General features: G+C 53.1%; 22 protein-coding genes, 1 tRNA gene and 1 rRNA gene. 5 read left to right on the top strand and 19 right to left on the bottom strand.

Going from position 1 to position 26,150, the window contains the following annotated elements:
- Positions 1–150: 150 nt before the first annotated feature.
- The 6 genes from SF4530 to pepQ all read right to left on the bottom strand — a co-directional run bounded on the left by SF4530 (position 151) and on the right by pepQ (position 6,223).
- Positions 151–226: transfer RNA gene (locus tag SF4530), tRNA-Glu, on the bottom strand.
- A gap of 85 nt (positions 227–311) precedes the next feature.
- Positions 312–1,853, bottom strand: a 16S ribosomal RNA gene (gene rrsA, locus SF4529).
- 377 nt (positions 1,854–2,230) lie between these two features.
- Complete coding sequence (hemG, locus tag SF3926) at positions 2,231–2,776, bottom strand: protoporphyrinogen oxidase (protein NP_709654.1); 546 nt, start codon at positions 2,774–2,776, stop codon at positions 2,231–2,233.
- Between the two features lie 11 nt (positions 2,777–2,787).
- Positions 2,788–4,239 (bottom strand): potassium transporter, encoded by a 1,452-nt coding sequence (trkH, locus tag SF3925; RefSeq protein ID NP_709653.1) that lies wholly within the window; start codon positions 4,237–4,239, stop codon positions 2,788–2,790.
- Positions 4,240–4,277: 38 nt separating this feature from the next.
- A complete protein-coding gene (yigZ, locus tag SF3924) occupies positions 4,278–4,892 on the bottom strand; it encodes a hypothetical protein (RefSeq protein NP_709652.2) in 615 nt (204 codons plus the stop codon).
- Positions 4,892–6,223, bottom strand: coding sequence for a proline dipeptidase (gene pepQ / locus SF3923; protein ID NP_709651.1), 1,332 nt, complete (start codon positions 6,221–6,223; stop codon positions 4,892–4,894). The genes yigZ and pepQ overlap by 1 nt, the downstream gene beginning before the upstream one ends.
- Before the next feature lie 189 nt (positions 6,224–6,412).
- Here pepQ and fadB point away from each other — a divergent pair, with 189 nt between their 5' ends.
- Together fadB and fadA are read left to right on the top strand one after the other, a co-directional pair.
- A complete protein-coding gene (gene fadB, locus SF3922) occupies positions 6,413–8,602 on the top strand; it encodes a multifunctional fatty acid oxidation complex subunit alpha (RefSeq protein NP_709650.2) in 2,190 nt (729 codons plus the stop codon).
- Between the two features lie 9 nt (positions 8,603–8,611).
- Positions 8,612–9,775, top strand: coding sequence for a 3-ketoacyl-CoA thiolase (gene fadA, locus SF3921; protein NP_709649.1), 1,164 nt, complete (start codon positions 8,612–8,614; stop codon positions 9,773–9,775).
- Between the two features lie 191 nt (positions 9,776–9,966).
- Here the strand turns inward: fadA and fre are convergent, their stop codons facing one another.
- On the bottom strand, positions 9,967–10,668 hold the full coding sequence (gene fre, locus SF3920) for an FMN reductase (protein NP_709648.2): 702 nt from the start codon (positions 10,666–10,668) through the stop codon (positions 9,967–9,969).
- Positions 10,669–10,713: 45 nt separating this feature from the next.
- On the bottom strand, positions 10,714–12,207 hold the full coding sequence (gene yigC / locus SF3919; RefSeq protein ID NP_709647.1) for a 3-octaprenyl-4-hydroxybenzoate decarboxylase: 1,494 nt from the start codon (positions 12,205–12,207) through the stop codon (positions 10,714–10,716).
- A 166-nt stretch (positions 12,208–12,373) separates the two neighbouring features.
- On the opposite strand from yigC, the gene rfaH reads away from it, so the two are divergent.
- Complete coding sequence (gene rfaH, locus SF3918; protein NP_709646.1) at positions 12,374–12,862, top strand: transcriptional activator RfaH; 489 nt, start codon at positions 12,374–12,376, stop codon at positions 12,860–12,862.
- Here rfaH and yigW read toward each other — a convergent pair.
- The 9 genes from yigW to udp all read right to left on the bottom strand — a co-directional run bounded on the left by yigW (position 12,859) and on the right by udp (position 20,764).
- Positions 12,859–13,641 carry a DNase TatD gene (yigW, locus tag SF3917; RefSeq protein ID NP_709645.2) on the bottom strand — a complete coding sequence of 261 codons (783 nt, stop codon included), beginning with the start codon at positions 13,639–13,641 and terminating at the stop codon, positions 12,859–12,861. The genes rfaH and yigW overlap by 4 nt on opposite strands.
- A gap of 41 nt (positions 13,642–13,682) precedes the next feature.
- Positions 13,683–14,459: a twin-arginine protein translocation system subunit TatC gene (gene yigU / locus SF3916; RefSeq protein NP_709644.1), complete on the bottom strand. Its 777-nt coding sequence runs from the start codon at positions 14,457–14,459 to the stop codon at positions 13,683–13,685.
- Positions 14,460–14,461: 2 nt separating this feature from the next.
- Complete coding sequence (locus SF3915; protein ID NP_709643.1) at positions 14,462–14,977, bottom strand: sec-independent translocase; 516 nt, start codon at positions 14,975–14,977, stop codon at positions 14,462–14,464.
- Positions 14,978–14,980: 3 nt separating this feature from the next.
- Positions 14,981–15,292 (bottom strand): twin-arginine translocation protein TatA, encoded by a 312-nt coding sequence (gene tatA, locus SF3914; protein NP_709642.1) that lies wholly within the window; start codon positions 15,290–15,292, stop codon positions 14,981–14,983.
- A gap of 36 nt (positions 15,293–15,328) precedes the next feature.
- Complete coding sequence (gene ubiB / locus SF3913) at positions 15,329–16,969, bottom strand: ubiquinone biosynthesis protein UbiB (protein ID NP_709641.1); 1,641 nt, start codon at positions 16,967–16,969, stop codon at positions 15,329–15,331.
- Positions 16,966–17,571: a hypothetical protein gene (gene yigP / locus SF3912; protein ID NP_709640.2), complete on the bottom strand. Its 606-nt coding sequence runs from the start codon at positions 17,569–17,571 to the stop codon at positions 16,966–16,968. Before yigP ends, ubiB begins: the two co-directional genes overlap by 4 nt.
- Positions 17,572–17,584: 13 nt before the next feature.
- On the bottom strand, positions 17,585–18,340 hold the full coding sequence (ubiE, locus tag SF3911; RefSeq protein ID NP_709639.1) for a ubiquinone/menaquinone biosynthesis methyltransferase: 756 nt from the start codon (positions 18,338–18,340) through the stop codon (positions 17,585–17,587).
- 94 nt (positions 18,341–18,434) lie between these two features.
- Positions 18,435–19,847, bottom strand: a complete 1,413-nt coding sequence (gene yigN, locus SF3910) for a DNA recombination protein RmuC (RefSeq protein NP_709638.2) — start codon at positions 19,845–19,847, stop codon at positions 18,435–18,437.
- 155 nt (positions 19,848–20,002) lie between these two features.
- The gene (gene udp, locus SF3909) at positions 20,003–20,764 is read right to left on the bottom strand and encodes a uridine phosphorylase (protein NP_709637.2); all 762 of its coding nucleotides are present in this window, start codon (positions 20,762–20,764) and stop codon (positions 20,003–20,005) included.
- A gap of 195 nt (positions 20,765–20,959) precedes the next feature.
- Here udp and SF3908 point away from each other — a divergent pair, with 195 nt between their 5' ends.
- Complete coding sequence (locus tag SF3908) at positions 20,960–21,841, top strand: hypothetical protein (protein NP_709636.1); 882 nt, start codon at positions 20,960–20,962, stop codon at positions 21,839–21,841.
- A gap of 38 nt (positions 21,842–21,879) precedes the next feature.
- Here the strand turns inward: SF3908 and metE are convergent, their stop codons facing one another.
- A complete protein-coding gene (gene metE / locus SF3907) occupies positions 21,880–24,141 on the bottom strand; it encodes a 5-methyltetrahydropteroyltriglutamate--homocysteine S-methyltransferase (protein ID NP_709635.1) in 2,262 nt (753 codons plus the stop codon).
- 235 nt (positions 24,142–24,376) lie between these two features.
- Between metE and metR the strand changes: the two genes are divergently transcribed.
- The gene (gene metR, locus SF3906) at positions 24,377–25,330 is read left to right on the top strand and encodes a DNA-binding transcriptional regulator MetR (protein ID NP_709634.1); all 954 of its coding nucleotides are present in this window, start codon (positions 24,377–24,379) and stop codon (positions 25,328–25,330) included.
- Here the strand turns inward: metR and yigM are convergent.
- Positions 25,218–26,117: a hypothetical protein gene (gene yigM / locus SF3905; protein NP_709633.1), complete on the bottom strand. Its 900-nt coding sequence runs from the start codon at positions 26,115–26,117 to the stop codon at positions 25,218–25,220. The two genes, metR and yigM, sit on opposite strands and share 113 nt — an antisense overlap.
- Positions 26,118–26,150: the final 33 nt, after the last annotated feature.

The raw sequence follows: 26,150 nt of genomic DNA, 5'->3' as shown, positions 1-26,150 counted from the left end.
AAAATTTGAGAGACTCACGAACAACTTTCGTTGTTCAGTGTTTCAATTTTCAGCTTGATCCAGATTTTTAAAGAGCAAATATCTCAAACATCACCCGAAGATGAGTTTTGAGATATCAAGGCAGGTGACTTTCACTCACAAACCAGCAAGTGGCGTCCCCTAGGGGATTCGAACCCCTGTTACCGCCGTGAAAGGGCGGTGTCCTGGGCCTCTAGACGAAGGGGACGTATCAGTCTGCTTCGCAAGACGCCTTGCTTTTCACTTTCTATCAGACAATCTGTGTGAGCACTACAAAGAACGCTTCTTTAAGGTAAGGAGGTGATCCAACCGCAGGTTCCCCTACGGTTACCTTGTTACGACTTCACCCCAGTCATGAATCACAAAGTGGTAAGCGCCCTCCCGAAGGTTAAGCTACCTACTTCTTTTGCAACCCACTCCCATGGTGTGACGGGCGGTGTGTACAAGGCCCGGGAACGTATTCACCGTGGCATTCTGATCCACGATTACTAGCGATTCCGACTTCATGGAGTCGAGTTGCAGACTCCAATCCGGACTACGACGCACTTTATGAGGTCCGCTTGCTCTCGCGAGGTCGCTTCTCTTTGTATGCGCCATTGTAGCACGTGTGTAGCCCTGGTCGTAAGGGCCATGATGACTTGACGTCATCCCCACCTTCCTCCAGTTTATCACTGGCAGTCTCCTTTGAGTTCCCGGCCGGACCGCTGGCAACAAAGGATAAGGGTTGCGCTCGTTGCGGGACTTAACCCAACATTTCACAACACGAGCTGACGACAGCCATGCAGCACCTGTCTCACGGTTCCCGAAGGCACATTCTCATCTCTGAAAACTTCCGTGGATGTCAAGACCAGGTAAGGTTCTTCGCGTTGCATCGAATTAAACCACATGCTCCACCGCTTGTGCGGGCCCCCGTCAATTCATTTGAGTTTTAACCTTGCGGCCGTACTCCCCAGGCGGTCGACTTAACGCGTTAGCTCCGGAAGCCACACCTCAAGGGCACAACCTCCAAGTCGACATCGTTTACAGCGTGGACTACCAGGGTATCTAATCCTGTTTGCTCCCCACGCTTTCGCACCTGAGCGTCAGTCTTCGTCCAGGGGGCCGCCTTCGCCACCGGTATTCCTCCAGATCTCTACGCATTTCACCGCTACACCTGGAATTCTACCCCCCTCTACGAGACTCAAGCTTGCCAGTATCAGATGCAGTTCCCAGGTTGAGCCCGGGGATTTCACATCTGACTTAACAAACCGCCTGCGTGCGCTTTACGCCCAGTAATTCCGATTAACGCTTGCACCCTCCGTATTACCGCGGCTGCTGGCACGGAGTTAGCCGGTGCTTCTTCTGCGGGTAACGTCAATGAGTAAAGGTATTAACTTTACTCCCTTCCTCCCCGCTGAAAGTACTTTACAACCCGAAGGCCTTCTTCATACACGCGGCATGGCTGCATCAGGCTTGCGCCCATTGTGCAATATTCCCCACTGCTGCCTCCCGTAGGAGTCTGGACCGTGTCTCAGTTCCAGTGTGGCTGGTCATCCTCTCAGACCAGCTAGGGATCGTCGCCTAGGTGAGCCGTTACCCCACCTACTAGCTAATCCCATCTGGGCACATCCGATGGCAAGAGGCCCGAAGGTCCCCCTCTTTGGTCTTGCGACGTTATGCGGTATTAGCTACCGTTTCCAGTAGTTATCCCCCTCCATCAGGCAGTTTCCCAGACATTACTCACCCGTCCGCCACTCGTCAGCGAAACAGCAAGCTGCTTCCTGTTACCGTTCGACTTGCATGTGTTAGGCCTGCCGCCAGCGTTCAATCTGAGCCATGATCAAACTCTTCAATTTAAAAGTTTGATGCTCAAAGAATTAAACTTCGTAATGAATTACGTGTTCACTCTTGAGACTTGGTATTCATTTTTCGTCTTGCGACGTTAAGAATCCGTATCTTCGAGTGCCCACACAGATTGTCTGATAAATTGTTAAAGAGCAGTGCCGCTTCGCTTTTTCTCAGCTGCGCGGGGTGTGCATAATACGCTTTCCCGCTACAGAGTCAAGCATTTATTTTTGCTTTCTCTGCCGGAATTCTCAGGAGAACCCCGCTGACCCGTCGGCGTGTTTGCCGTTGTTCCGTGTCAGTGGTGGCGCATTATAGGGAGTTATTCCGGCCTGACAAGAGGAAATTTAAAATAATTTTCCGACCGCGCATTTTTTATTCTTTATGCTTATTTCAGCGTCGGTTTGTCGGTTAAATGGGCGATTTCTCGGGCGAAATTCGCCACCTGCTCCCAATCGGTATAGACAACTTCTTTGCGCGTATCCGTTTCACCGCCTGACATCTTCATAATCAGCTTGAGCATAAAACGGTCGTACCAGCGATAACGTGGGTAACGCAGCGCCCCGGCAATGACCGCGCAGCGATCGGGACGCCATTGCGAGTTCATCAGAAACTTCCGCGCGTAGCTGTTGGTCTGTGGAGTACGCTTCTCCGGTTTGCGCGCCACCAGGTTTACGGAATAAAAGGCGCTCGGCATCGAATTCAGTCGCGTCGCATGTTTTTTGACAAATTCCTGGAACGCAGAGTGGTAGTGACCATAGCGAATAGAAGCACCAATGACCACACGGTCATAGTTTTCCCATTGTGGTTCTTCAATGCGGTGCACATTGGCGACATCCGTCTGGATCCCCAGTTCTTTCAGTTCCGAAGCCAGGTAGGAGGCAATCTCGCGCGTTTGTCCGTCCCTTGTTGAGAAAAGAATTAATGTTTTCACGTATTACTCCATCATTCACGCCAGAAAGTCGGGGTAAAGAGCACCAGTAATGTAAAGACCTCGAGACGACCAAACAGCATGTTGGCAATCAGGATCCATTTAGCCACCGGGTTCATACTGGTAAAGTTATCAGCAACCACGCCAAGCCCTGGCCCCAGGTTATTCAATGTCGCAACAACTGAGGCAAAGGCAGAAAAATCATCCACGCCCGTGGCGATAATCGCCAGCATACTGACAATAAACACCAATGCATAGGCGGAGAAAAATCCCCAAACGGCTTCGAGGATACGTTCCGGCAGTGCGCGATTCCCCAGCTTAATGCTATAGACGGCGTTCGGATGCACCAGTCGTTTCAGCTCACGGTTCCCCTGCTTAAACAGCAGCAGGATGCGGATCACTTTCAGGCCACCGCCCGTTGACCCGGCGCAACCGCCGATAAAAGCTGAACATAAAAGCAGTACCGGCAAAAAGAGCGGCCAGCGGGCAATGCTGTCAGTCGTAAACCCGGCGGTTGTCGCCATCGATACCACCTGGAAAAACGCCTGGTTAATTGTCATCAGCGCCGAACTGTAGACATTATGAAACCACAGTACGAGTGTACAAATAACCACCAGCGTAAACTGTACGCCGATAAACATGCGAAATTCCGGATCGCGCCAATAAACCTTCAGACTACGCCCACTTAACAGTGAAAAGTGCAGACCGTAGTTACAGCCGGAGATCAGCAGGAAGATAGCAATGATAGTGTTAATAGTCGGACTGTCGAAATAACCGATACTGGCATCATGTGTCGAGAAGCCGCCAATAGCGATAGTCGCAAAGCTATGGCCGATGGCATCAAAGGCATCCATTCCGGCAAACCACAACGCCAGCGCACAGGCGACGGTCAGCAAGACATAAATCAACCACAGAGTTTTCGCCGTTTCCGCAATTCGCGGGCGCATTTTGTTATCTTTCAGCGGGCCGGGCATTTCTGCGCGATAGAGCTGCATCCCACCCACGCCGAGGATAGGCAGTATCGCAACCGCTAACACGATGATCCCCATCCCGCCAAACCATTGCAGCATCTGGCGATAAAAGAGGATGGCATGAGGGAGCGAATCCAGCCCCACCAGCGTAGTGGCCCCGGTGGTGGTCAGGCCAGAGAAAGATTCAAAAAACGCATCGGTAATCGTGAGGTTCGGGCTTTCCGAGAAGATAAAAGGGAGCGCACCGACACTACCCAGCACGGTCCAAAACAGCACCACTATCAGAAACCCCTCACGGGATTTCAGTTCGCCCTTCTCTTTGCGGTTCGGCCACCACAGCATAGAGCCAATGGCGAGGGCGACAAAAAAGGTCTGGGTAAAAGCGCGGCCCGCTCCATCCCGGTAGATGAGTGCTACCAGCCCAGGGATAATCATGGTCCCTGAAAATAAGATGACCAGTAGTCCAACGATTCGGGTAATGGCGCGAAAATGCATCTCTGCCGCTTCCTTAGTTCTGCAAAACGAAGTGGGGATTATTCTTCAATCGCTAACAATTGCAATGAACCACGGCTAAAATCCGCCAGCTTTGCGGAAAATTCAGCCACTTTCGCCGCCGGAAGCGCCACCCGCAGCAGAACGAATGCCTGATAATCACTGTTGATAATTTTGCCGTCACACTGCCCCAGCAACGCTTCAATGCCGGTTAACTGACTATATTCACATTGCAAAGTATATTCGGTTAATGGCGTCTTGCGTTGGGTCGTTAGCTGGCGCAGCGCCTGATTCACGCCGCCGCCATACGCTTTCACTAACCCACCGGTGCCAAGCAATATGCCGCCGTAGTAGCGCACTACCACAGCGGTAATTTCCCCGACGCCGCTGCCCATTAGCTGGGCGAGCATCGGTTTACCTGCCGTTCCCGCCGGCTCCCCGTCGTCAGAGAAACCCAGCTGTTGAGAATCATCCGGCGCACCCGCCACCCACGCCACGCAATGGTGGCGGGCATCGGGGTGTTCTGCCCGCACCGATTCAACAAACGCTTTCGCCGCCTCAACGCCATCGGTATGCGCCAACATCGTTATGAAGCGGCTCTTTTTGATCTCTTCAACGACCGTGACCGGTGCCGCAGGAATTAACCAGCTTTCCATCACGCCAGTTTCAGATCCCGGGTCATGTTTTCCACGTTGTTTTCGTGGATCACCACGTTGTCTTCGATACGAATGCCGCCGAACGGTTTCAGTGCTTCAATTTTCTGCCAGTTGAAGTGCTTGCTGAACTGCCCTTCACGCCACGGTGCCAGAAGCGATTCAATGAAGTAGATACCCGGTTCGATGGTTAACACCATGCCCGGCTGGAGAATACGGGTGTAGCGCAGGTACGGATATTTTGCCGGTGCCGCGAGGTGTGTACCGCTATCATCCTGCATAAAACCGGCGACGTCATGCACCTGCAGGCCCAGCGGATGGCCAATACCGTGCGGCATAAACGGTCCGGTGAGATCGTTTTCGACCATCGCTTCTTCACTCATATCGGTGATGATTTGATGTTTACGCAGCAGTTTGGCGATGCGCTGATGGAACTGGATGTGGTAATCCACATAGCTGACGCCTGCTTTCATGGTGGCGATCAGCGCCAGTTGTTCATCATTTACGTCTTTCACCAGCTGTGCGTAGTCGTTGTCGCTTTTTGCCGACCAGGTACGGGTCAGGTCAGCCGCATAGCCGTTATATTCGGCCCCGGCATCCAGCAGGAAGCTGCGCATCTCTTCCGGTGCCTGGTGGTCCAGTTTGGTGTAATGCAACACCGCAGCGTGTTCGTTAAGCGCCACAATGTTGCTGTAAGGTACGTCGGTATCACGATGACCGGTCGCGGTCAGATAGGCAATATTGATATCGAACTCGCTCATGCCAGAACGGAACGCTTCTTCTGCCGCACGATGACCATTGACCGCCATTTTCTGCGCTTCACGCATACAGGCCAGTTCGTACTCGGTTTTGAAGGAGCGGTAATAATGCAGGTAGTCGATCACCCCTTTCGGGTTGATGTTGCTGGCCTCAATACCCAGTTGCAGCGCACGTTCCGGCACCGGACCGATATAACCGATATTGCCGCGCGCAGCAGGCAGCAGGCTACCAATGCCATCGGCTTTCGGCAGCGCGATCACTTCCACATCTTCAGTCCAGAAGGAGGTCGGCAGCGGTTCGACGTTGTGCCAGTAATCAACCGGCAGATAGAACCACAGTTTCGGCTTGTTCACGCCATCCACCAGCAACCAGCAGTTTGGCACCTGAGTTACCGGCACCCACGCTTTGAATTGCGGGTTCACTTTAAACGGATAGGGATGATCGTCGAGAAAAACGTTGAACAGCTCGCCGGAGTGAATAAGTAATGCATCCAGCTTGAAGCGCGCCAGCGCATCGCGAGTCCGTTCTTGTAAGGTAGCTATATGATTTTTATAGAGCGAGGCCAGTGATTCCATTTTTTACCCTTCTGTTTTTTTGACCTTAAGTCTCCGCATCTTAGCACATCGTTCATCCAGAGCGTGATTTCTGCCGAGCGTGATCAGATCGGCATTTCTTTAATCTTTTATTTGCATATTTTTAACACAAAACACACACTCCGATGCATCTGGTACGACCAGATTACCTTGCGGATTCAGGAGACTGACATGCTTTACAAAGGCGACACCCTGTACCTTGACTGGCTGGAAGATGGCATTGCCGAACTGGTATTTGATGCCCCAGGTTCAGTTAATAAACTCGACACTGCGACCGTCGCCAGCCTCGGCGAGGCCATCGGCGTGCTGGAACAGCAATCAGATCTAAAAGGGCTGCTGCTGCGTTCGAACAAAGCAGCCTTTATCGTCGGTGCTGATATCACCGAATTTTTGTCCCTGTTCCTCGTTCCTGAAGAACAGTTAAGTCAGTGGCTGCACTTTGCCAATAGCGTGTTTAATCGCCTGGAAGATCTGCCGGTGCCGACCATTGCTGCCGTCAACGGCTATGCGCTGGGTGGTGGCTGCGAATGCGTGCTGGCGACCGATTATCGTCTGGCGACGCCGGATCTGCGCATCGGTCTGCCGGAAACCAAACTGGGCATCATGCCGGGCTTTGGCGGTTCTGTACGTATGCCACGTATGCTGGGCGCTGACAGTGCACTGGAAATCATTGCCGCCGGTAAAGATGTCGGCGCGGATCAGGCGCTGAAAATCGGTCTGGTGGATGGCGTAGTCAAAGCAGAAAAACTGATTGAAGGGGCGATGGCGATTTTACGCCAGGCCATTAACGGCGACCTCGACTGGAAAGCGAAACGTCAGCCGAAGCAGGAACCGCTAAAACTGAGCAAGATTGAAGCCACCATGAGCTTCACCATCGCTAAAGGAATGGTCGCGCAAACGGCGGGGAAACATTATCCGGCCCCCATCACCGCAGTAAAAACCATTGAAGCTGCGGCCCGTTTTGGTCGTGAAGAAGCCTTAAATCTGGAAAACAAAAGTTTTGTCCCGCTGGCGCATACCAACGAAGCTCGCGCACTGGTCGGCATTTTCCTTAACGATCAATATGTAAAAGGCAAAGCGAAGAAACTCACCAAAGACGTTGAAACCCCGAAACAGGCTGCTGTGCTGGGCGCAGGCATCATGGGTGGCGGTATCGCTTACCAGTCCGCGTGGAAAGGCGTGCCGGTTGTCATGAAAGATATCAACGACAAGTCGTTAACCCTCGGCATGACCGAAGCCGCGAAACTGCTGAACAAGCAGCTTGAGCGCGGCAAAATCGATGGTCTGAAACTGGCTGGCGTGATCTCCACGATCCACCCAACGCTCGACTACGCCGGATTTGACCGCGTGGATATTGTGGTAGAAGCGGTTGTTGAAAACCCGAAAGTGAAAAAAGCCGTACTGGCAGAAACCGAACAAAAAGTACGCCAGGATACCGTGCTGGCGTCTAACACTTCAACCATTCCTATCAGCGAACTGGCCAACGCGCTGGAACGCCCGGAAAACTTCTGCGGGATGCACTTCTTTAACCCGGTCCACCGAATGCCGTTGGTAGAAATTATTCGCGGCGAGAAAAGCTCCGACGAAACCATCGCGAAAGTTGTCGCCTGGGCGAGCAAGATGGGCAAGACGCCGATTGTGGTTAACGACTGCCCCGGCTTCTTTGTTAACCGCGTGCTGTTCCCGTATTTCGCCGGTTTCAGCCAGCTGCTGCGCGACGGCGCGGATTTCCGCAAGATCGACAAAGTGATGGAAAAACAGTTTGGCTGGCCGATGGGCCCGGCATATCTGCTGGACGTTGTGGGCATTGATACCGCGCATCACGCTCAGGCTGTCATGGCAGCAGGCTTCCCGCAGCGGATGCAGAAAGATTACCGCGATGCCATCGACGCGCTGTTTGATGCCAACCGCTTTGGTCAGAAGAACGGCCTCGGTTTCTGGCGTTATAAAGAAGACAGCAAAGGTAAGCCGAAGAAAGAAGAAGACGCCGCCGTTGAAGACCTGCTGGCAGAAGTGAGCCAACCGAAGCGCGATTTCAGCGAAGAAGAGATTATCGCCCGCATGATGATCCCGATGGTCAACGAAGTGGTGCGCTGTCTGGAAGAGGGCATTATCGCCACTCCGGCGGAAGCGGATATGGCGCTGGTCTACGGCCTGGGCTTCCCTCCGTTCCACGGCGGCGCGTTCCGCTGGCTGGACACCCTCGGTAGCGCAAAATACCTCGATATGGCACAGCAATATCAGCACCTCGGCCCGCTGTATGAAGTGCCGGAAGGTCTGCGTAATAAAGCGCGTCATAACGAACCGTACTATCCTCCGGTTGAGCCAGCCCGTCCGGTTGGCGACCTGAAAACGGCTTAAGGAGTCACAATGGAACAGGTTGTCATTGTCGATGCAATTCGCACCCCGATGGGCCGTTCGAAGGGCGGTGCTTTTCGTAACGTGCGTGCGGAAGATCTCTCCGCTCATTTAATGCGTAGCCTGCTGGCGCGTAACCCGGCGCTGGAAGCGGCGGCCCTCGACGATATTTACTGGGGTTGTGTGCAACAGACGCTGGAGCAGGGTTTTAACATCGCCCGTAACGCGGCGCTGCTGGCAGAAGTGCCGCACTCTGTCCCGGCGGTTACCGTCAATCGCTTGTGTGGTTCATCCATGCAGGCACTGCATGACGCAGCACGAATGATCATGACTGGCGATGCGCAGGCATGTCTGGTTGGCGGCGTGGAGCATATAGGCCATGTGCCGATGAGTCACGGCGTCGATTTTCACCCCGGCCTGAGCCGCAATGTCGCCAAAGCGGCGGGCATGATGGGCTTAACGGCAGAAATGCTGGCGCGTATGCACGGTATCAGCCGTGAAATGCAGGATGCCTTTGCCGCGCGGTCACACGCCCGCGCCTGGGCCGCCACGCAGTCGGCCGCATTTAAAAATGAAATCATCCCAACTGGTGGTCACGATGCCGACGGCGTCCTGAAGCAGTTTAATTACGACGAAGTGATTCGCCCGGAAACCACCGTGGAAGCCCTCGCCACGCTGCGTCCGGCGTTTGATCCAGTAAACGGTACGGTAACGGCGGGCACATCTTCTGCACTTTCCGATGGCGCAGCTGCCATGCTGGTGATGAGTGAAAGCCGCGCCCATGAATTAGGTCTTAAGCCGCGCGCTCGTGTGCGTTCGATGGCGGTCGTTGGTTGTGACCCATCGATTATGGGTTACGGCCCGGTTCCGGCCTCGAAGCTGGCGCTGAAAAAAGCGGGGCTTTCTGCCAGCGATATCGGCGTGTTTGAGATGAACGAAGCCTTTGCCGCGCAGATCCTGCCGTGCATTAAAGATCTCGGGCTAATGGAGCAGATTGACGAGAAGATCAACCTCAATGGTGGTGCGATCGCGCTGGGTCATCCGCTGGGTTGTTCCGGTGCGCGTATCAGCACCACGCTGCTGAATCTGATGGAACGCAAAGACGTTCAGTTTGGTCTGGCGACGATGTGTATCGGTCTGGGTCAGGGTATTGCGACGGTGTTTGAGCGGGTTTAACCACTTGCCGGATGCGGCGTGAACGCCTTATCCGGTCTACCGATCCGGCACCAATGTAGGCCTGATAAGACGCGCCAGCGTCGCATCAGGCATCGTGCACCAATTGCCGGATGCGACATAGATCTAAATGCCACTGAATAAAGTTTTAGTTGCCGTTCTTCCCGCCTGTCAGGGGCGGGTTTTTTTATATCTCAGATAAATGCAAACGCATCGCCAAACAGGCGATCTTCCCGCGCATTACGCTCACTGCAAAACAGGTCACGGGCAATTTTCGCCATCTCAAAACGTCCGGCAATATAGATATCATGCTCTGCCAGCGTACCATGATCCTGCAATACCGCCGTTAACACGGTACCAGTACGCCCACGCCAGCCTGCTTCCGGTTGTTCAACCACCGGCACCACTTGCAGACCAAGGTGCTTTAACGAAAGCGCCTCAAGCTCGCAGAGATCATACAGATGCTGCTCTTCACGCCCGCCCCAGTAAATGGTGATATCACGGTTTGGGTTACGCGCCAACGCTGTCAGCAAAATCGAGCGGGCATAAGAGAACCCGGTGCCGCCCGCAATCAAAATCATCGGACGCTCTTCATCATCGCGCAGCCACGCTTCTCCGTGGGGAAGGTCGACCACGATTTGATGATCTTTGAGGATGCGGTCCATGACTGCTTTCGCGTAAAGGTTGATTTCAGAAGCGCCAATATGCAGCTCGATAAACCCTTTTTCATCCGGCGTCGAGGCCATTGAGAACGGACGTTTGTCGCGCTCATCCATCACTACCATCAAATACTGACCAGCACGAAAAGAAAAGGCCGCGTCTGGCACGATGCGGACACGATATACGGTATCCGTGATAGCTGCTACCGAGGTCACTTTACAGCTTAAGGTTGTCATGCGCTTTCTCTGTCGGATCGATAAATAGGGCAAAACAAACGCGCATCAGGCGCTTTTACCGTTGTTAAAAATAGCCAGTTCATCCCAGATGGCGTCAATATGCGCGACAACATCTGGATCTTTTTTGATGGGACGTCCCCATTCACGCTGGGTTTCCCCCGGCCATTTATTCGTGGCATCCAGCCCCATTTTTGAACCCAGCCCAGAGACAGGCGAGGCAAAATCCAGATAATCAATAGGCGTATTTTCTACCAGAACAGTATCCCGCGCCGGGTCCATACGGGTGGTAATCGCCCAAATCACATCGTTCCAGTCGCGTGCGTTGACGTCATCATCGCAAACGATCACAAATTTAGTGTACATAAACTGGCGTAAGAACGACCAGACGCCCATCATGACGCGCTTCGCGTGTCCGGCGTACTGTTTTTTGATCGTCACTACCGCCAGACGATAAGAACAGCCTTCCGGCGGCAGGTAAAAATCGACAATTTCCGGGAACTGTTTTTGCAGAATCGGTACAAACACTTCGTTCAACGCCACGCCCAGTACCGCGGGCTCATCTGGCGGACGCCCGGTATAGGTGGAATGGTAAATCGCATCTTCACGCTGGGTAATATGCGTCACGGTAAACACCGGGAAATTATCGACTTCATTATAGTAACCTGTGTGGTCACCATACGGCCCTTCCGGCGCCATCTCACCAGGATCGATATACCCTTCCAGGACGATTTCGGCACTGGCTGGCACTTCGAGGTCATTGGAAATACACTTTACTACTTCGGTTTTGGTGCCGCGTAGCAATCCGGCAAACGCATACTCTGAAAGCGTATCCGGAACGGGGGTGACTGCACCGAGAATCGTGGCAGGATCGGCACCCAGCGCCACAGAAACCGGGAAACGTTCGCCCGGATGCGCCGCACACCACTCCTGATAATCCAGCGCGCCGCCGCGATGCGACAGCCAGCGCATAATCAGTTTGTTTTTACCAATCAGCTGCTGGCGATAAATGCCCAGATTCTGCCGCTCTTTATGCGGGCCGCGCGTTACGGTCAGCCCCCAGGTAATCAGCGGCGCGGCATCTTCCGGCCAGCAGGTCATAATGGGAATGCGATTGAGATCGACGTCATCGCCAGAGACGATTTTTTGTTGGCAGGGCGCACCACGCAGTCGCTTTGTCGGCATGTTTAACACCTGCTTAAACTGCGGCAGTTTATCAAACAGGTCGCGGAAACCTTTTGGCGGCTCCGGCTCTTTCAGAAACGCCAATAATTTACCAACTTCACGCAGCGTCGAAACATCTTCCTGCCCCATGCCCATCGCCACGCGCTTTGGCGTACCGAACAGGTTGCACAGCACCGGCATTGAGTAGCCTTTAGGGTTTTCGAACAACAGCGCAGGCCCACCAGCACGCAGAGTGCGGTCAGCAATTTCAGTGATTTCCAGATGCGGATCCACCGGGAGCGTGATACGTTTTAGCTCACCCTGCTGTTCAAGCAGCGTCAGGAAGTCGCGTAAATCGTTATATTTCATGGCGTCCATTGTAGCCTCTTAATCTGCGCCCATTATACGGCGTTCATCTTTGCAATGCTGTAAATTTGTTAAATTAGCGTGAACTCTGACGGTATAACGCAAACCGGGGAATATAATTAACTTAGCGTAAAGCTTTTGCTATCCTTGCGCCCCGATTAAACGGATAAGAGTCATTATGCAATCCTGGTATTTACTGTACTGCAAGCGCGGGCAACTTCAACGTGCCCAGGAACACCTTGAGAGACAGGCGGTTAATTGCCTCGCTCCGATGATCACCCTGGAAAAAATCGTACGGGGTAAACGTACCGCAGTCAGTGAACCGTTATTCCCTAACTACCTGTTTGTGGAATTTGATCCAGAAGTGATTCATACCACGACCATCAGCGCTACGCGTGGCGTCAGCCACTTTGTGCGCTTTGGCGCGTCGCCAGCGATAGTCCCATCGGCGGTAATTCATCAGCTATCGGTATATAAACCGAAAGACATTGTCGATCCGGCCCCCCCTTATCCGGGTGATAAGGTGATTATTACCGAAGGCGCGTTCGAAGGCTTTCAGGCCATTTTCACCGAACCCGATGGTGAGGCTCGCTCCATGCTATTGCTTAATCTTATTAATAAAGAGATTAAGCACAGTGTGAAGAACACCGAGTTCCGCAAACTCTAAAACGCAATCCCAAACAGTGTTTTGACATTGGCATCCGTGGTGGCAGCCAGCCATGCGGCATCTTCTCCACGCCAGTGCGCAATACGTTGCAAAATATGGGGCAGATGGGCTGGCTCGTTGCGCCGGGATGATGGCTTTGGCGTGAGATCGCGCGGGAGCAGATACGGCGCATCTGTTTCGATCAGCAATTTCTCCGCCGGAATCAACGGCAACAATTCCCGCAGCTCCAGCCCGCGTCGTTCATCGCAAACCCAACCGGTAATGCCGATATAAATTCCACGCGCCACGCACGCCTGCATCTCTTCGCGTGTGCCGGTAAAGCAATGAAGAACCGCACCAGGCAGTTTATCCAGCCACGGCTCCAGCAATGTCATAAACCGCTCGTGGGCATCGCGACAGTGCATAAATACCGGCATGTTTAATTCTGCGGCAATGCGTAGCTGAGCAACAAAAGCGCGTTCCTGCTCTTCCGGCGTCGAAAAGTTACGGTTAAAGTCGAGACCACATTCACCAATCGCCACCACTTCTGGCTGCGCGGCCAGCTCAATAATCGCTTCTTCAGTCGCAGCTTGCCACTGGCTGCTGTCGTGAGGATGTACGCCCGCCGTTGACCAACAGGACGAATACTGACGCGCCAGCTTTTGCGCCTGCTGGCTTTCACGCAGGTTAGTGCCGGTGATGAGTAGCCCATTAACTCCCGCGTCAAAAGCGCGCGCTACAACATCATCACGGTCTTTCGCAAATTGCGAACTGGTCAAATTAACGCCGATATCAAACATCCTGTACTCCATATGACAACCGCCCTGACGGGCGGTTGAATTTATTCTTCAGTTTTTTCGCTTTCTGCTTCAGCGTCGTTTTCCTCTTCCCGATTTCGCCCTTTACCAACGTAAAAGCGTGAGAAGAAGACACCGATTTCAAACAGACAGTACATCGGGATCGCCAATAGCGTTTGCGAGAAGACATCCGGCGGCGTCAGCAACATCCCGACAACGAATGCACCAACCAGCACATACGGGCGTTTTTTGCGTAAGTCTTCTGACGAGGTAATCCCCATCCAGCACAGCAGCACAATTGCCACCGGCACTTCAAAGGAGACACCAAACGCCATAAACAGCGCCATAACGAAGCTTAAATAGCTGGCGATGTCGGTGGATACCTGCACCCCTTCCGGCGCGGTATTGGCAAGGAAGCCAAATGCCAGCGGAAAGACCACAAAGTAGGCGAATGCCATGCCGATATAAAACAGCAGAGAGCTGGAAACCAGCAGCGGCACCACCAGGCGACGTTCATGCTTATACAGCGCTGGGGCGATAAATGCCCACACCTGATAGAGAATCACCGGCGCTGACAGAATCAGCGACACCATAAAGGTCAGCTTGATCGGCGTAAAGAACGGCGAGGCCACGTCGGTGGCGATCATCGTTGAACCTTGCGGCAACTGCTTGATCAATGGCGCGGATACCAAGTGATAGATGTCATTGGCGAAATAGACCAGACACAGGAATATCACGATCACCGCGATAATGCAGTTCAGCAGACGCTTACGCAGCTCAATCAGATGCGTGATAAGCGGTTGAGTATCTTCTACAGACATGTTTACGGTTTATCACTCGACGAAGGGGAAGGTGCAGCGGTTTTCGGTTCAGCGTCCGCAGCAGGTTTTACCACCGGCTCTGGCGTGGTTTCTGGCTTCTGTTCCGGCGAACTGGCCTGCGTTTGTGCAGCGGCAGGCGTTACGCCCTCATGCGCAGCTTCATTATCTTTCACCACCGGGTTATGGATGGTGTGCGCTTCATCGCTCGCCTTTTCAGGATCGTTTGCAACGTAGGAACGCTTCATCGACTCCGCGGCCTGGCGTAGTTCATCCATCGACGCTTTCAGTTCGGGCGTCAGGTTAGTGAGGCTCGCCTTTTCAACCTTTTTCAGACTGTCCTGAAACTCCTGGAGTTTTAACTCCTGGGTCAGTTCGTTCTGCACCGTTGTCGCCAGTGAACGCAACGCGCGAATCCAGCCCGCTACCGTTTTTACCGCCACAGGCAGTCGTTGCGGCCCCAGAACGACGAGGCCGATGATGAACACCAATAGCAGTTCGCTAAAACCGATATCAAACACGGATTACACCTGCTCTTTATCGTGGCGCTTCGCGTCTTCTGTTTTAGCCTGTTCCTGATTCGTATCCGCCTGCTTATCGGCGATAGTTTTCGCAGTAAAATCAGCATCCTGACTGGTTTTATCCTGCTTTGGTTCATCATCGCTCATTGCTTTTTTAAAGCCTTTGATCGACGCACCAAGATCGGAACCGATGGAGCCGAGCTTTTTGGTGCCAAAAAGCAGTACAACGATGACGGCAATAATCAATAACTGCCAAATACTGATACCACCCATACATGTTCCTCTGTGGTAGATGATGATTAAACAAAGCCGCATTATACGTTACACGGCCCGCCTTGAGCGATGAAAAAATCAGCGTGTTTTGCGCCAACCGACAAACCAGGCGATCAGACCACCTGCCATTAACCAGCCGGGCATCAGCCCCCACTCAGGTCGGCTGACCAACAAGAATGTGCCACTTAATACTAACGTAGCGCCAATTCCGAGAAAATAACGCGATTGTCCCTGACGTACATGATTTGACTGAAGCTCGCGGGCAATCTTATCAACACTGTGCTGTAAATACTTGCCCTGGCGCAAACTGTCGTAAACCAGTTCAGGCAGTTCTGGCATTTTTTCGACCCAGAACGGCGCTTTTTCTTTAAATGCTCTCACCAGGGCAGGAATACCGACCTGATCTTTAATCCACGACTCCAGGAAAGGCTTCGCTGTTTTCCATAAATCGAGCTGCGGATAAAGCTGGCGTCCTACCCCTTCGACATAGAGCAGGGTTTTCTGGAGTAACACCAGTTGCGGCTGCACTTCCATATTGAAGCGACGCGCCGTATTAAACAGATTTAACAGTACATGTCCAAACGAAATTTCGGCCAGCGGTTTCTCAAAGATAGGTTCACAGACCGTACGAATGGCAAATTCGAACTCTTCAACGTTGGTATCTGGTGGCACCCAGCCAGAATCGACGTGTAGCTCTGCCACTTTGCGATAGTCGCGATTAAAGAAGGCGATAAAGTTTTCTGCCAGATAGCGTTTATCTTCTTTGTTTAGCGAGCCAACAATCCCGCAATCAATGCCGATATATTTCGGGTTTTCCGGGTGTTCATAGCTTACGAAGATGTTGCCAGGGTGCATATCGGCATGGAAAAAGCTGTCGCGAAAGACCTGAGTGAAGAACACCTGCACGCCGCGTTCCGCCAGCAATTTCATGTTAGTGCCGTTTTTCTCCAGCGCCGCAACATCAGACACCGGAATGCCGTAAATGCGCTCCATCACCATCATCCCTTCACTACAATAGTCAGGGTAAACTTCCGGGATGTAGAGCATCGGGCTGTCTTCAAAATTGCGCCGAAGCTGAATGGCGTTGGCAGATTCCCGCAGCAAATTCAGTTCATCAATCAAGGTCTTTTCGTACTCGCGCACCACTTCGGTTGGGCGCAGACGGCGACCATCCGGCAGCAAACGCGGCACCCAGCGAGCCAGACGGTAGATAAGTTTCAGATCCGCTTTAATGACCGGCAAAATATCCGGGCGGATGACTTTAATCACCACCTCTTTACCATTCGATTTCAATCGCGCGGTATGAACCTGGGCGATAGAAGCAGAAGCCAGCGGCTTGATTTCAAAATCGTCAAACCACGCTTCTACCGGCAAGCCGCCCATTGCAGCTTCAATCTGCTGCTTCGCCAGCTTGCCATCAAACGGAGCAACTTTGTCCTGCAATAACGCCAGCTGATCGGCAATATGCGGTGGAAAAAGATCGCGGCGGGTTGATAACATTTGCCCGAACTTGATCCAAACCGGCCCCAGTTCTTGCAGGGCCAGTCGTAGTCGCTCACCTAAAAGTTTGTCTTTATGCCGATTTGGCATCCAGAATAATGAGTATCGCCATAGCCGTAGCGGCAGGGTGATACGCATTTTGGGGATCAGTTCATCAAGTCCGTAGCTTAAAAAAGTGCGAATGATGAAATATAGGCGCCGTACTTCACCTGGCGTCATTTAGCCTCCAGTTTTTCCAGCCGTTTGGTCAGGGCATCAACAGCACGCTCGACGGCAGCCGTCTCTTCCGCAAACCAGGCCACTTCAAGCGGACCGGGTGCCATACGCCACTCTTCAGTAATGGCTTCCGCCACATAACGTTGCTGGCGCTTAATGCCGTGATGCAGGAACTTTGCGCCTCCGCGCATGGCTTTGCTGATTCCTTCAGCGGCGATATCACCGGTATAAGGGGCCAGCAGTTCCGCAGGGTCGAACTCTGCCAGATCTGCCAGCGCAACGAAGTTTTGCACCACCTGAATATCGCCCTGCACTTCCAGCTCACCACTGCGAATCAGTGCGGTAAGCTGCTGGCGATCGCGAAGTTTCGGCAACACACTGGCGTAGGCGATAACGGTGCAGTCAGCATCGCCTGCCCATTCGCCCAGTACATCAACCTGGCGTTCGCTGAACACCAGAATCAATGACGTCGAAAAGCCTTTTACCTCCACGCGCAATACTTTACCCAGCAGACGCGAGCGGGCTGTTTTCAGCGCGGGTGAGCGATACAGGAAGGTGTTGAGCAGACTTTCAATTCCTGCCGTCACTAAAGGTTTAAAAGGCATTTCCGGTCTCCTGTCAGAACTTATAACCACGATGCAGCGCCACAACCCCTGCCGTCAGATTGTAGTAGTCGACACTTTCGAATCCGGCATCCTGCATCATGGCTTTCAGGGTATCCTGATCGGGATGCATACGGATGGATTCTGCCAGATAACGGTAGCTGTCGGCGTCGTTCGCGACCAGTGAGCCAATACGCGGCAGCACATGGAAGGAGTATGCATCATAGGCTTTGCTCAGCGGCTCGATAATTGGCTTCGAGAACTCAAGCACCAGCAGGCGGCCGCCGGGTTTCAGCACGCGATACATTGAACGCAGTGCTTTATCTTTGTCGGTGACGTTACGCAGACCAAACGAAATGGTGATGCAATCAAAGGTGTTATCCGGGAACGGCAGCGCCTCAGCGTTCGCCTGAACATACTCAACGTTGCCAATCACACCGATATTACGCAGCTTCTCGCGTCCCATTTTGAGCATGGATTCATTGATATCAGCAAGGACCACTTTGCCAGTTTCTCCGACCAGGCGGGAGAATTTCGCTGTCAGGTCGCCGGTGCCACCAGCCAGATCCAGCACGGTCTGCCCACGGCGTACGCCGCTGCAATCAATCGTGAATCGCTTCCACAAACGATGAATACCAAATGACATCAAATCATTCATGACATCGTATTTTGATGCCACGGAATGGAAAACGTGGGCGACCATATCCGCTTTTTGTTCCTTCGCGACGGTCTGAAAACCAAAGTGCGTCGTTTCTTGTGACTTATCCACCATCTCAATGCCTGCTCATCAAAAAATTGTTCCAGAAGTGTAACAGATTGGGCGTCGATGCCCTAGATTTCTACCCGGCTTAACTACCCCTAATGGGCTAGCGCGACTGCTGATTATATTCATCATCGCGTTGATAAGCTTCATCATTCGGCTGCTCCGGAACCGACCGAAGTCGATACTCTTCATCCTGGCTCACCGCCTGTTCAGCCAAATCCGGATTAATCTCGCGTTTAATTTCTACTCCTAAACCGCGAAACGCTTCTGCCTGCGCCAGCACATTTCCGCGACCTGAAGAGAGTTTTTTCATTGCCTGGCGGTAGTTATCCTGCGCTTTGTCGAGACTTTGACCAATCGCGGACATGTCATCGATGAACAAACGCATCTTGTCGTACAGCTTGCTGGCACGATCGGCGATTTGCTGGGCGTTACGGCTTTGATGCTCATAACGCCACAGGTTGGCAATAGTACGCAACGCCACCAGCAGCGTAGTCGGGCTAACCAGCATGATATTGTTTTTCAACGCTTCGGTGATCAGCTCCGGCTGGCGGTCAAGCGCCAGTAAAAAAGCGGGTTCAACGGGAATAAACATCAGCACGTAATCCAGAGTTCGCAGCCCCGGCAGCTGTTGATAATCTTTGCGTCCCAGCAAACGGATATGGTTACGCACCGACGCGATATGTTCCTGTAGCGCGCTTTCGCGGGTGTAGTCGTCTTCGGCGTTAAAATAGCGTTCATAGGCGACCAGCGTCATTTTGGCGTCGATCACCACATCTTTTCCCTGCGGCAGCCGCACGATGACATCCGGCTGCATCCGCGAGCGGGCGTCATTTTCGATGCTGACCTGGGTTTCATATTCATACCCTTCACGCAGACCGGAAGCCTCCAGCACCCGCGTCAATACTACCTCGCCCCAGTTGCCCTGGGTTTTATTGTCGCCTTTCAGCGCGCGCGTCAGGTTGATCGCTTCCTGGGCCATTTGCGCGTTGAGTTGCTGGAGATTGCGAATTTCGTGGGTCAGGGTATGGCGTTCTTGTGCTTCTTTACCGAAGCTGTCCTGAACCTGACGGCGGAAACCGTCCAGTTGTTCACGTAGCGGCGACAACAGGCTGTTCAGACTCTGACGGTTTTGCTCATCAACCCGGCGATTGCTGTGCTCAAAAATACGGTTGGCGAGGTTTTCAAACTGCTCACTGAGGCGCTGCTCGCTGTTAATCATCTGGCGAATTTTATCGTCAGCATGTTGCTGTGCGGCTTCCATCCGCGTGGTTACTTCACGCAGATCGGCCTCCAGAGAGGTGTTAATACTTTGCAGGCTGCGCACTTCGTTATTGAGCAATTCACACTCTGCACGCCAGTGCTCGCTTTGGGTAATTTGTTGTTTTGCCGCGCTTAACTCCGCGACCATCTCTTCACGTTCAGCTAATTGCTCGGCTTTTTGCTGCGCATGTTGATAACTGGCAAACAGCCAGCCAATTGCCACACCCACCAACGCAATAACTGCGTAAACCATGATTGAGAAATCCACAACGCCTCCTGACGCAACAACTTACCCGCACAAAATAGAATTGTGCTGTACAAACGTCCAGTTGGAAAGGCATTTCCTGCGAGGCGCTACGCAAAAATACAAAAGGCCGAACGCGTCGGCCTTCAGACAGGAGAAGAGAATTACAGCAGACGACGCGCCGCTTCCACCACGATTTTCACCGCATGGCTTTCGGTTTGTTTCATCGTCTCAGCATTCGGGATCTCTTGCTGGGTGCGGTTAACGATAACACCCGCTACCATACCGGCACGCAGGCCCTGACTTGCACACATGGTCAGCAGAGTTGCAGATTCCATTTCATAGTTCATTACGCCCATCGCCTGCCACTCTTCCATAGAACCTTTAAAGTGACGAACTACGCGACCAGAGTAAGTATCGTAACGTTCCTGACCTGGGTAGAAGGTATCAGAAGAAACTGTCACGCCAACGTGAGTTGTCGCGCCAATAGATTTCGCAGCTTCAACCAGCGCAGTCGTACATTCGAAATCAGCGACAGCCGGGAATTCCAGCGGTGCGAAGTGCAGGCTCGCGCCATCCAGACGGACAGACGCCGTGGTAACCAGGACATCACCCACATTAATATGCGGCTGAATAGCGCCCGTTGTACCGATACGCAGGAAGGTGCGAATGCCCAGCTGTGCCAGCTCTTCAACAGCAATAGAGGTAGACGGGCCGCCGATACCGGTAGAGCAGACGATAACAGGTTTACCATCCAGCTCTGCACGCCAGGTAGTGAATTCGCGGTGAGATGCCAGCTTAACCGGCTTATCCATCAGCGCGGCGATCTTTTCCACACGATCCGGGTCGCCAGGGACGATGGCAAGCGTAGCCCCTTGTAAATCGTTTTTAGTGAGGCCGAGATGAAAAACATCAGACTTGGACATATACAACTCCTCTGTGAATCGGTTTAGTCAGAAGAAGCAAAAAGACACTTTACCGAAGGGTTTAACATTTTTTCGTGATACTCATCACCATGACGCAAATGCGTTGCATAAATTTACCCACCAAAAGTGATTCATATCACATAAATCACTCTTCATTCTGCAGGACTGCATAAAAGATGAGCCGATTCAGGCAATGTGATTTGTTGCATGCTGACTATAGTTAACATTGCGCAACATTTTTATAAGGGTACGGAGAATACCATGGCAACAACACAACAATCTGGATTTGCACCTGCTGCATCGCCTCTCGCTTCGACCATCGTTCAGACCCCGGACGACGCGATTGTGGCGGGCTTCACCTCTATCCCTTCACAAGGGGATAACATGCCTGCTTACCATGCCAGACCAAAGCAAAGCGATGGCCCACTGCCAGTGGTCATTGTAGTGCAGGAAATTTTTGGCGTGCATGAACATATCCGCGACATTTGTCGCCGTCTGGCGCTGGAGGGGTATCTGGCTATCGCACCTGAACTTTACTTCCGCGAAGGCGATCCGAATGATTTTGCCGATATCCCCACGTTGCTTAGCGGTCTGGTAGCAAAAGTGCCTGACTCGCAGGTGCTGGCCGATCTCGATCATGTCGCCAGTTGGGCTTCCCGCAACGGCGGCGATGTTCATCGTTTAATGATCACCGGATTCTGCTGGGGTGGACGTATCACCTGGCTGTATGCCGCGCATAATCCACAGCTAAAAGCCGCAGTGGCGTGGTACGGCAAACTGACGGGCGACAAGTCGCTGAATTCACCGAAACAACCTGTTGATATCGCAACCGATCTTAACGCGCCGGTTCTCGGCTTATATGGTGGTCAGGATAACAGCATTCCGCAGGAGAGCGTTGAAACGATGCGCCAGGCGCTGCGGGCTGCTAATGCGAAAGCAGAGATTATCGTGTACCCGGATGCCGGGCATGCATTCAACGCTGATTATCGCCCGAGCTATCATGCCGAATCTGCGAAAGATGGCTGGCAGCGTATGCTGGAATGGTTTAAGCAGTATGGTGGGAAGAAGTCGCTGTAATGAGAAAAGACCGGGTGGTATTACCACCCGGTTTGGATTTACCCCCGACGCAAATTCTGCGCCGCCTGCACCATGTTCGCCAGTGCCGCGCGGGTTTCTGGCCAGCCGCGCGTTTTCAGGCCACAGTCCGGGTTGACCCACAGGCGCTCTGCCGGAATGCGTTTTGCCGCTTTCTTCAGCAAGGCTTCAATCCATTCCACGCTCGGTACGTTTGGCGAGTGAATGTCATAGACGCCAGGACCGATTTCATTTGGATAATCAAACTCTTCAAACGACTCCAGCAACTCCATGTCGGAACGCGAGGTTTCGATGGTGATGACGTCTGCGTCCAGCGCCGCAATCGAATCCATGATGTCGTTGAACTCGCAATAACACATGTGAGTGTGGATTTGTGTGTCATCTTTCGCCACGGCGGCGTTGATACGGAAGGCCTCTACGCCCCACTGGAGATACGCATCCCAGTCGCTACGACGCAGCGGTAAACCTTCGCGCAGCGCCGGTTCGTCAATCTGGATGATGCCAATTCCAGCGGCTTCCAGATCGGCCACTTCATCACGCAGCGCCAGCGCAATCTGTTTGGCGATGGTTTCACGGCTGACATCTTCACGCGGGAACGACCAGCAGAGTATGGTCACCGGCCCCGTCAGCATCCCTTTCACCGGTTTGTCGGTCAGCGATTGCGCATACTTCGCCCACTCCACGGTAATCGGTGCCGGGCGGCTAATGTCACCAATGACAATCGGTGGCTTCACGCAGCGGGAACCGTAGCTCTGTACCCAACCGTTTTGCGTAAAGACAAATCCGTCGAGGTGCTCGCCAAAGTATTCCACCATGTCATTACGCTCGGCCTCGCCATGTACCAGCACATCCAGTCCCAAACGTTCCTGCTCAACAATGGCCTGCTTGATATGTTCCGCAATGCCCGTGCGGTAGTTGTTGGCGTCGAGATTGCCCTTTTTGAAATCCAGACGCAGGGTACGAATTTCCGTGGTTTGCGGGAAGGAACCAATCGTGGTGGTCGGCCACGCTGGCAGTTTAAAACGCGCACGCTGGGCTTCAGCACGCACTTCATAGACATTCGCACGCTGGCTGTCCTGGGCGGTGATCGCCGCCAGACGCTTTTCTACCGCCGGATTATGTACACGAGTAGAGTGACGACGCGCCTGAATTGGGGCGCTCCACTCTGCCAGAGCTGCCGTGTCACCACTGTTCAGCGCATCGCGCAGCAGTGCCAGTTCATGGCATTTTTGTAGGGCGAAGGCAAACCAGCTTTTCACTTCTGCATCAAGACGCGTTTCCACGCTCAGGTCGATGGGGCTGTGCAGCAACGAGCAGGAAGATGCCACCCACAAATCACGTTTGCCGACAATGTCCTTAATTTGCGCATATTTCTCAGTAAGATCGGCGCGCCAGACGTTACGACCATTGATCAGACCCGCAGACAGCAGCCAGTCAGAAGGCAGGCGCTTGTGCAGTTCAACAACGTTATCTTTACCATGTACAAGGTCCACATGCAGCCCCTGAACAGGCAGCGCAGTAATCGTGTCGAGATTTGGCGTTACGCCTTCAAAATAGGTGGTCAGCAGCAGTTTCACCTGTCCCTGGAGCGCGTCGTAAGCGGGTTTGTATGCGTCCAGCCACGCCTGTGGTAGTTCCAGTACCAGCGCGGGTTCATCAATCTGTACCCACTCGATGCCGCGTTTCGCCAGTTCTGCCAGCACTTGCTGATAAACCGGCAGAATGTCGTTCAGCAGGCTAAGGCGGTCAAACTGTTCACCTTTCACTTTCCCCAGCCACAGGTAAGTAACCGGCCCCAGCAGCACAGGCTTAACGTTGTGGCTCAGCGCCAGCGCCTCGTCCACTTCCTCCAGCAGCTGCGTCCAAGTCAGTTTGAACTGTTGGCCTTTAACGAACTCCGGCACCATGTAGTGATAGTTGGTGTTAAACCATTTGGTCATTTCCGCTGCCGCCGCAGGTTCGCCAGTCGGCGCACGTCCACGACCAATACGGAACAGGGTGTCGATATCTACCGAACCGTCTTTGTTCTGATGACGTGGCGGAACATTACCCAGCAGCAAACTGGTGGTCAGTACATGATCGTACCAGGCAAAATCGCCCACCGGCAGCAGGTCGATACCCGCTTGCTTTTGTTGATCCCAGTGACGAGCACGCAGTTCACGCCCTACTGTCAGCAGTTCTTCACGCGTGGAGTTCCCCGCCCAATAACTTTCTTGCGCTTTTTTCAGCTCGCGACGCAGGCCAACGCGAGGGAAACCGAGGGTGTGATTCAATATTGTCATTTTTCTTCCTCTAATTATATGTAAATCCTATGGATTTTGAATTTAGGGAAGGCGGCAAGTTTATTCATCGCCGGGAGCTTACTGAAGTAAGTGACCGGGGTGGAGAAACGCAGCCAACGCACCATAAATTTAAAAGACGAATGATTTTAGCCGTCCAGATGTTTACACATCCATAATTGGCGGTTACTGTATATTCCTCAAGCGCAAATTATTCATGCCGAAGTGAAGGACTTTCATGATCGAAGTAAAACACCTGAAAACGCTACAAGCGTTGCGGAACTGCGGCTCGCTCGCAGCCGCTGCGGCAACGTTGCATCAGACGCAATCCGCCCTGTCTCACCAGTTTAGCGATCTGGAACAACGCCTTGGCTTCCGGCTATTTGTGCGTAAGAGCCAGCCGCTACGCTTTACACCGCAGGGAGAAATCCTGTTGCAACTGGCAAACCAGGTGCTGCCGCAAATCAGCCAGGCACTGCAAGCCTGCAATGAACCGCAGCAGACGCGTCTGCGCATTGCCATTGAGTGCCATAGCTGTATTCAGTGGCTGACACCCGCTTTAGAAAATTTCCATAAGAACTGGCCGCAGGTAGAGATGGATTTTAAATCGGGCGTGACGTTTGACCCGCAGCCCGCGTTGCAACAGGGCGAGCTGGATCTGGTGATGACCTCCGATATCCTGCCGCGCAGTGGCCTGCATTATTCGCCGATGTTCGATTATGAAGTACGCCTGGTGTTAGCACCTGACCATCCACTGGCGGCAAAAACGCGTATTACACCGGAAGATCTCGCCAGCGAGACGCTATTAATTTATCCGGTGCAGCGTAGTCGACTGGATGTCTGGCGGCATTTTCTTCAGCCGGCAGGCGTCAGCCCGTCACTGAAAAGCGTCGATAACACCTTATTGTTGATTCAAATGGTTGCCGCGCGGATGGGTATTGCCGCGCTACCGCATTGGGTAGTAGAGAGTTTTGAGCGCCAGGGTCTGGTGGTGACCAAAACCCTGGGCGAAGGCTTGTGGAGCCGACTGTACGCCGCCGTGCGCGATGGCGAGCAGCGTCAGCCAGTTACGGAAGCGTTTATTCGCTCAGCGCGCAATCACGCCTGCGATCATCTGCCGTTTGTGAAGAGCGCGGAGCGACCCACTTACGATGCACCCACAGTGAGGCCAGGATCACCAGCGCGCCTGTAATAAACGTTGGCCAGTGCGGCTGTTGGTGCCAGATAGCCAGGTTTACCAGCAGCCCTGCCGGAACGTGCATATTATTCATAATGCCCAGCGTTCCGGCGTCCACCTGCGTCGCGCCGTAGTTCCACATAAAGTAGCCAATCCCGGAAGCCACCACGCCAAGAAACACCAGAATGCCCCATTGCAACGTGGTTTGCGGCATTTTCTGCGCATTTCCCAGCAAGAACCATGCAATTACCGCCACCAGGAACGCGCCAAGATAGAACCACGCAAAGGCGTTATACTGCGGCATCGGGCGAGTTTCCATCAGGCGTTTGTAACCCACCATGCCGATGGCAAAAGTGATATTGGAGAGTTGCACCAGCAACAAGCCAGTCCAGAAATGGTCGGTGACCTGATCATAGCGAATAATCCCGGCACCAATCACCGCCAGCAAGGCGCTAAAAGCATAGCCCCAGCGCAGACGGCGCTTACTCATGATGTCATAAATCAGCGTGATGTAGAGCGGCGTCAGTACGGTGAACAGCAACAATTCGGAGACCGTCAGGTAGAGATAAGCGCGGAAACTCAGCATATACATCACGCCGAGCTGCATCGCGCCCACCAGCATATACAGGCCGACCGTTTTCAGGCTATTGCTACGGGTACGCAGAAACGGCAGAAAAACGAGTGCCGCCAAGCCAACGCGCACCAGCACCGCAAAATAGCTATCGACGTGCCCCGCAAGGTACTCGCCATAAAAGCTAAAGGAGAAGGCCCACAGAATCGTGGTGATGATAAGTAACGCCACAATGGAAAACTCTTTGATTAACGAGTATCCATT

It is taken from the genome of Shigella flexneri 2a str. 301, assembly GCF_000006925.2.
Taxonomy (GTDB): Bacteria; Pseudomonadota; Gammaproteobacteria; order Enterobacterales; family Enterobacteriaceae; genus ECMA0423.
This window is presented reverse-complemented; position numbering and strand designations above follow the sequence as displayed.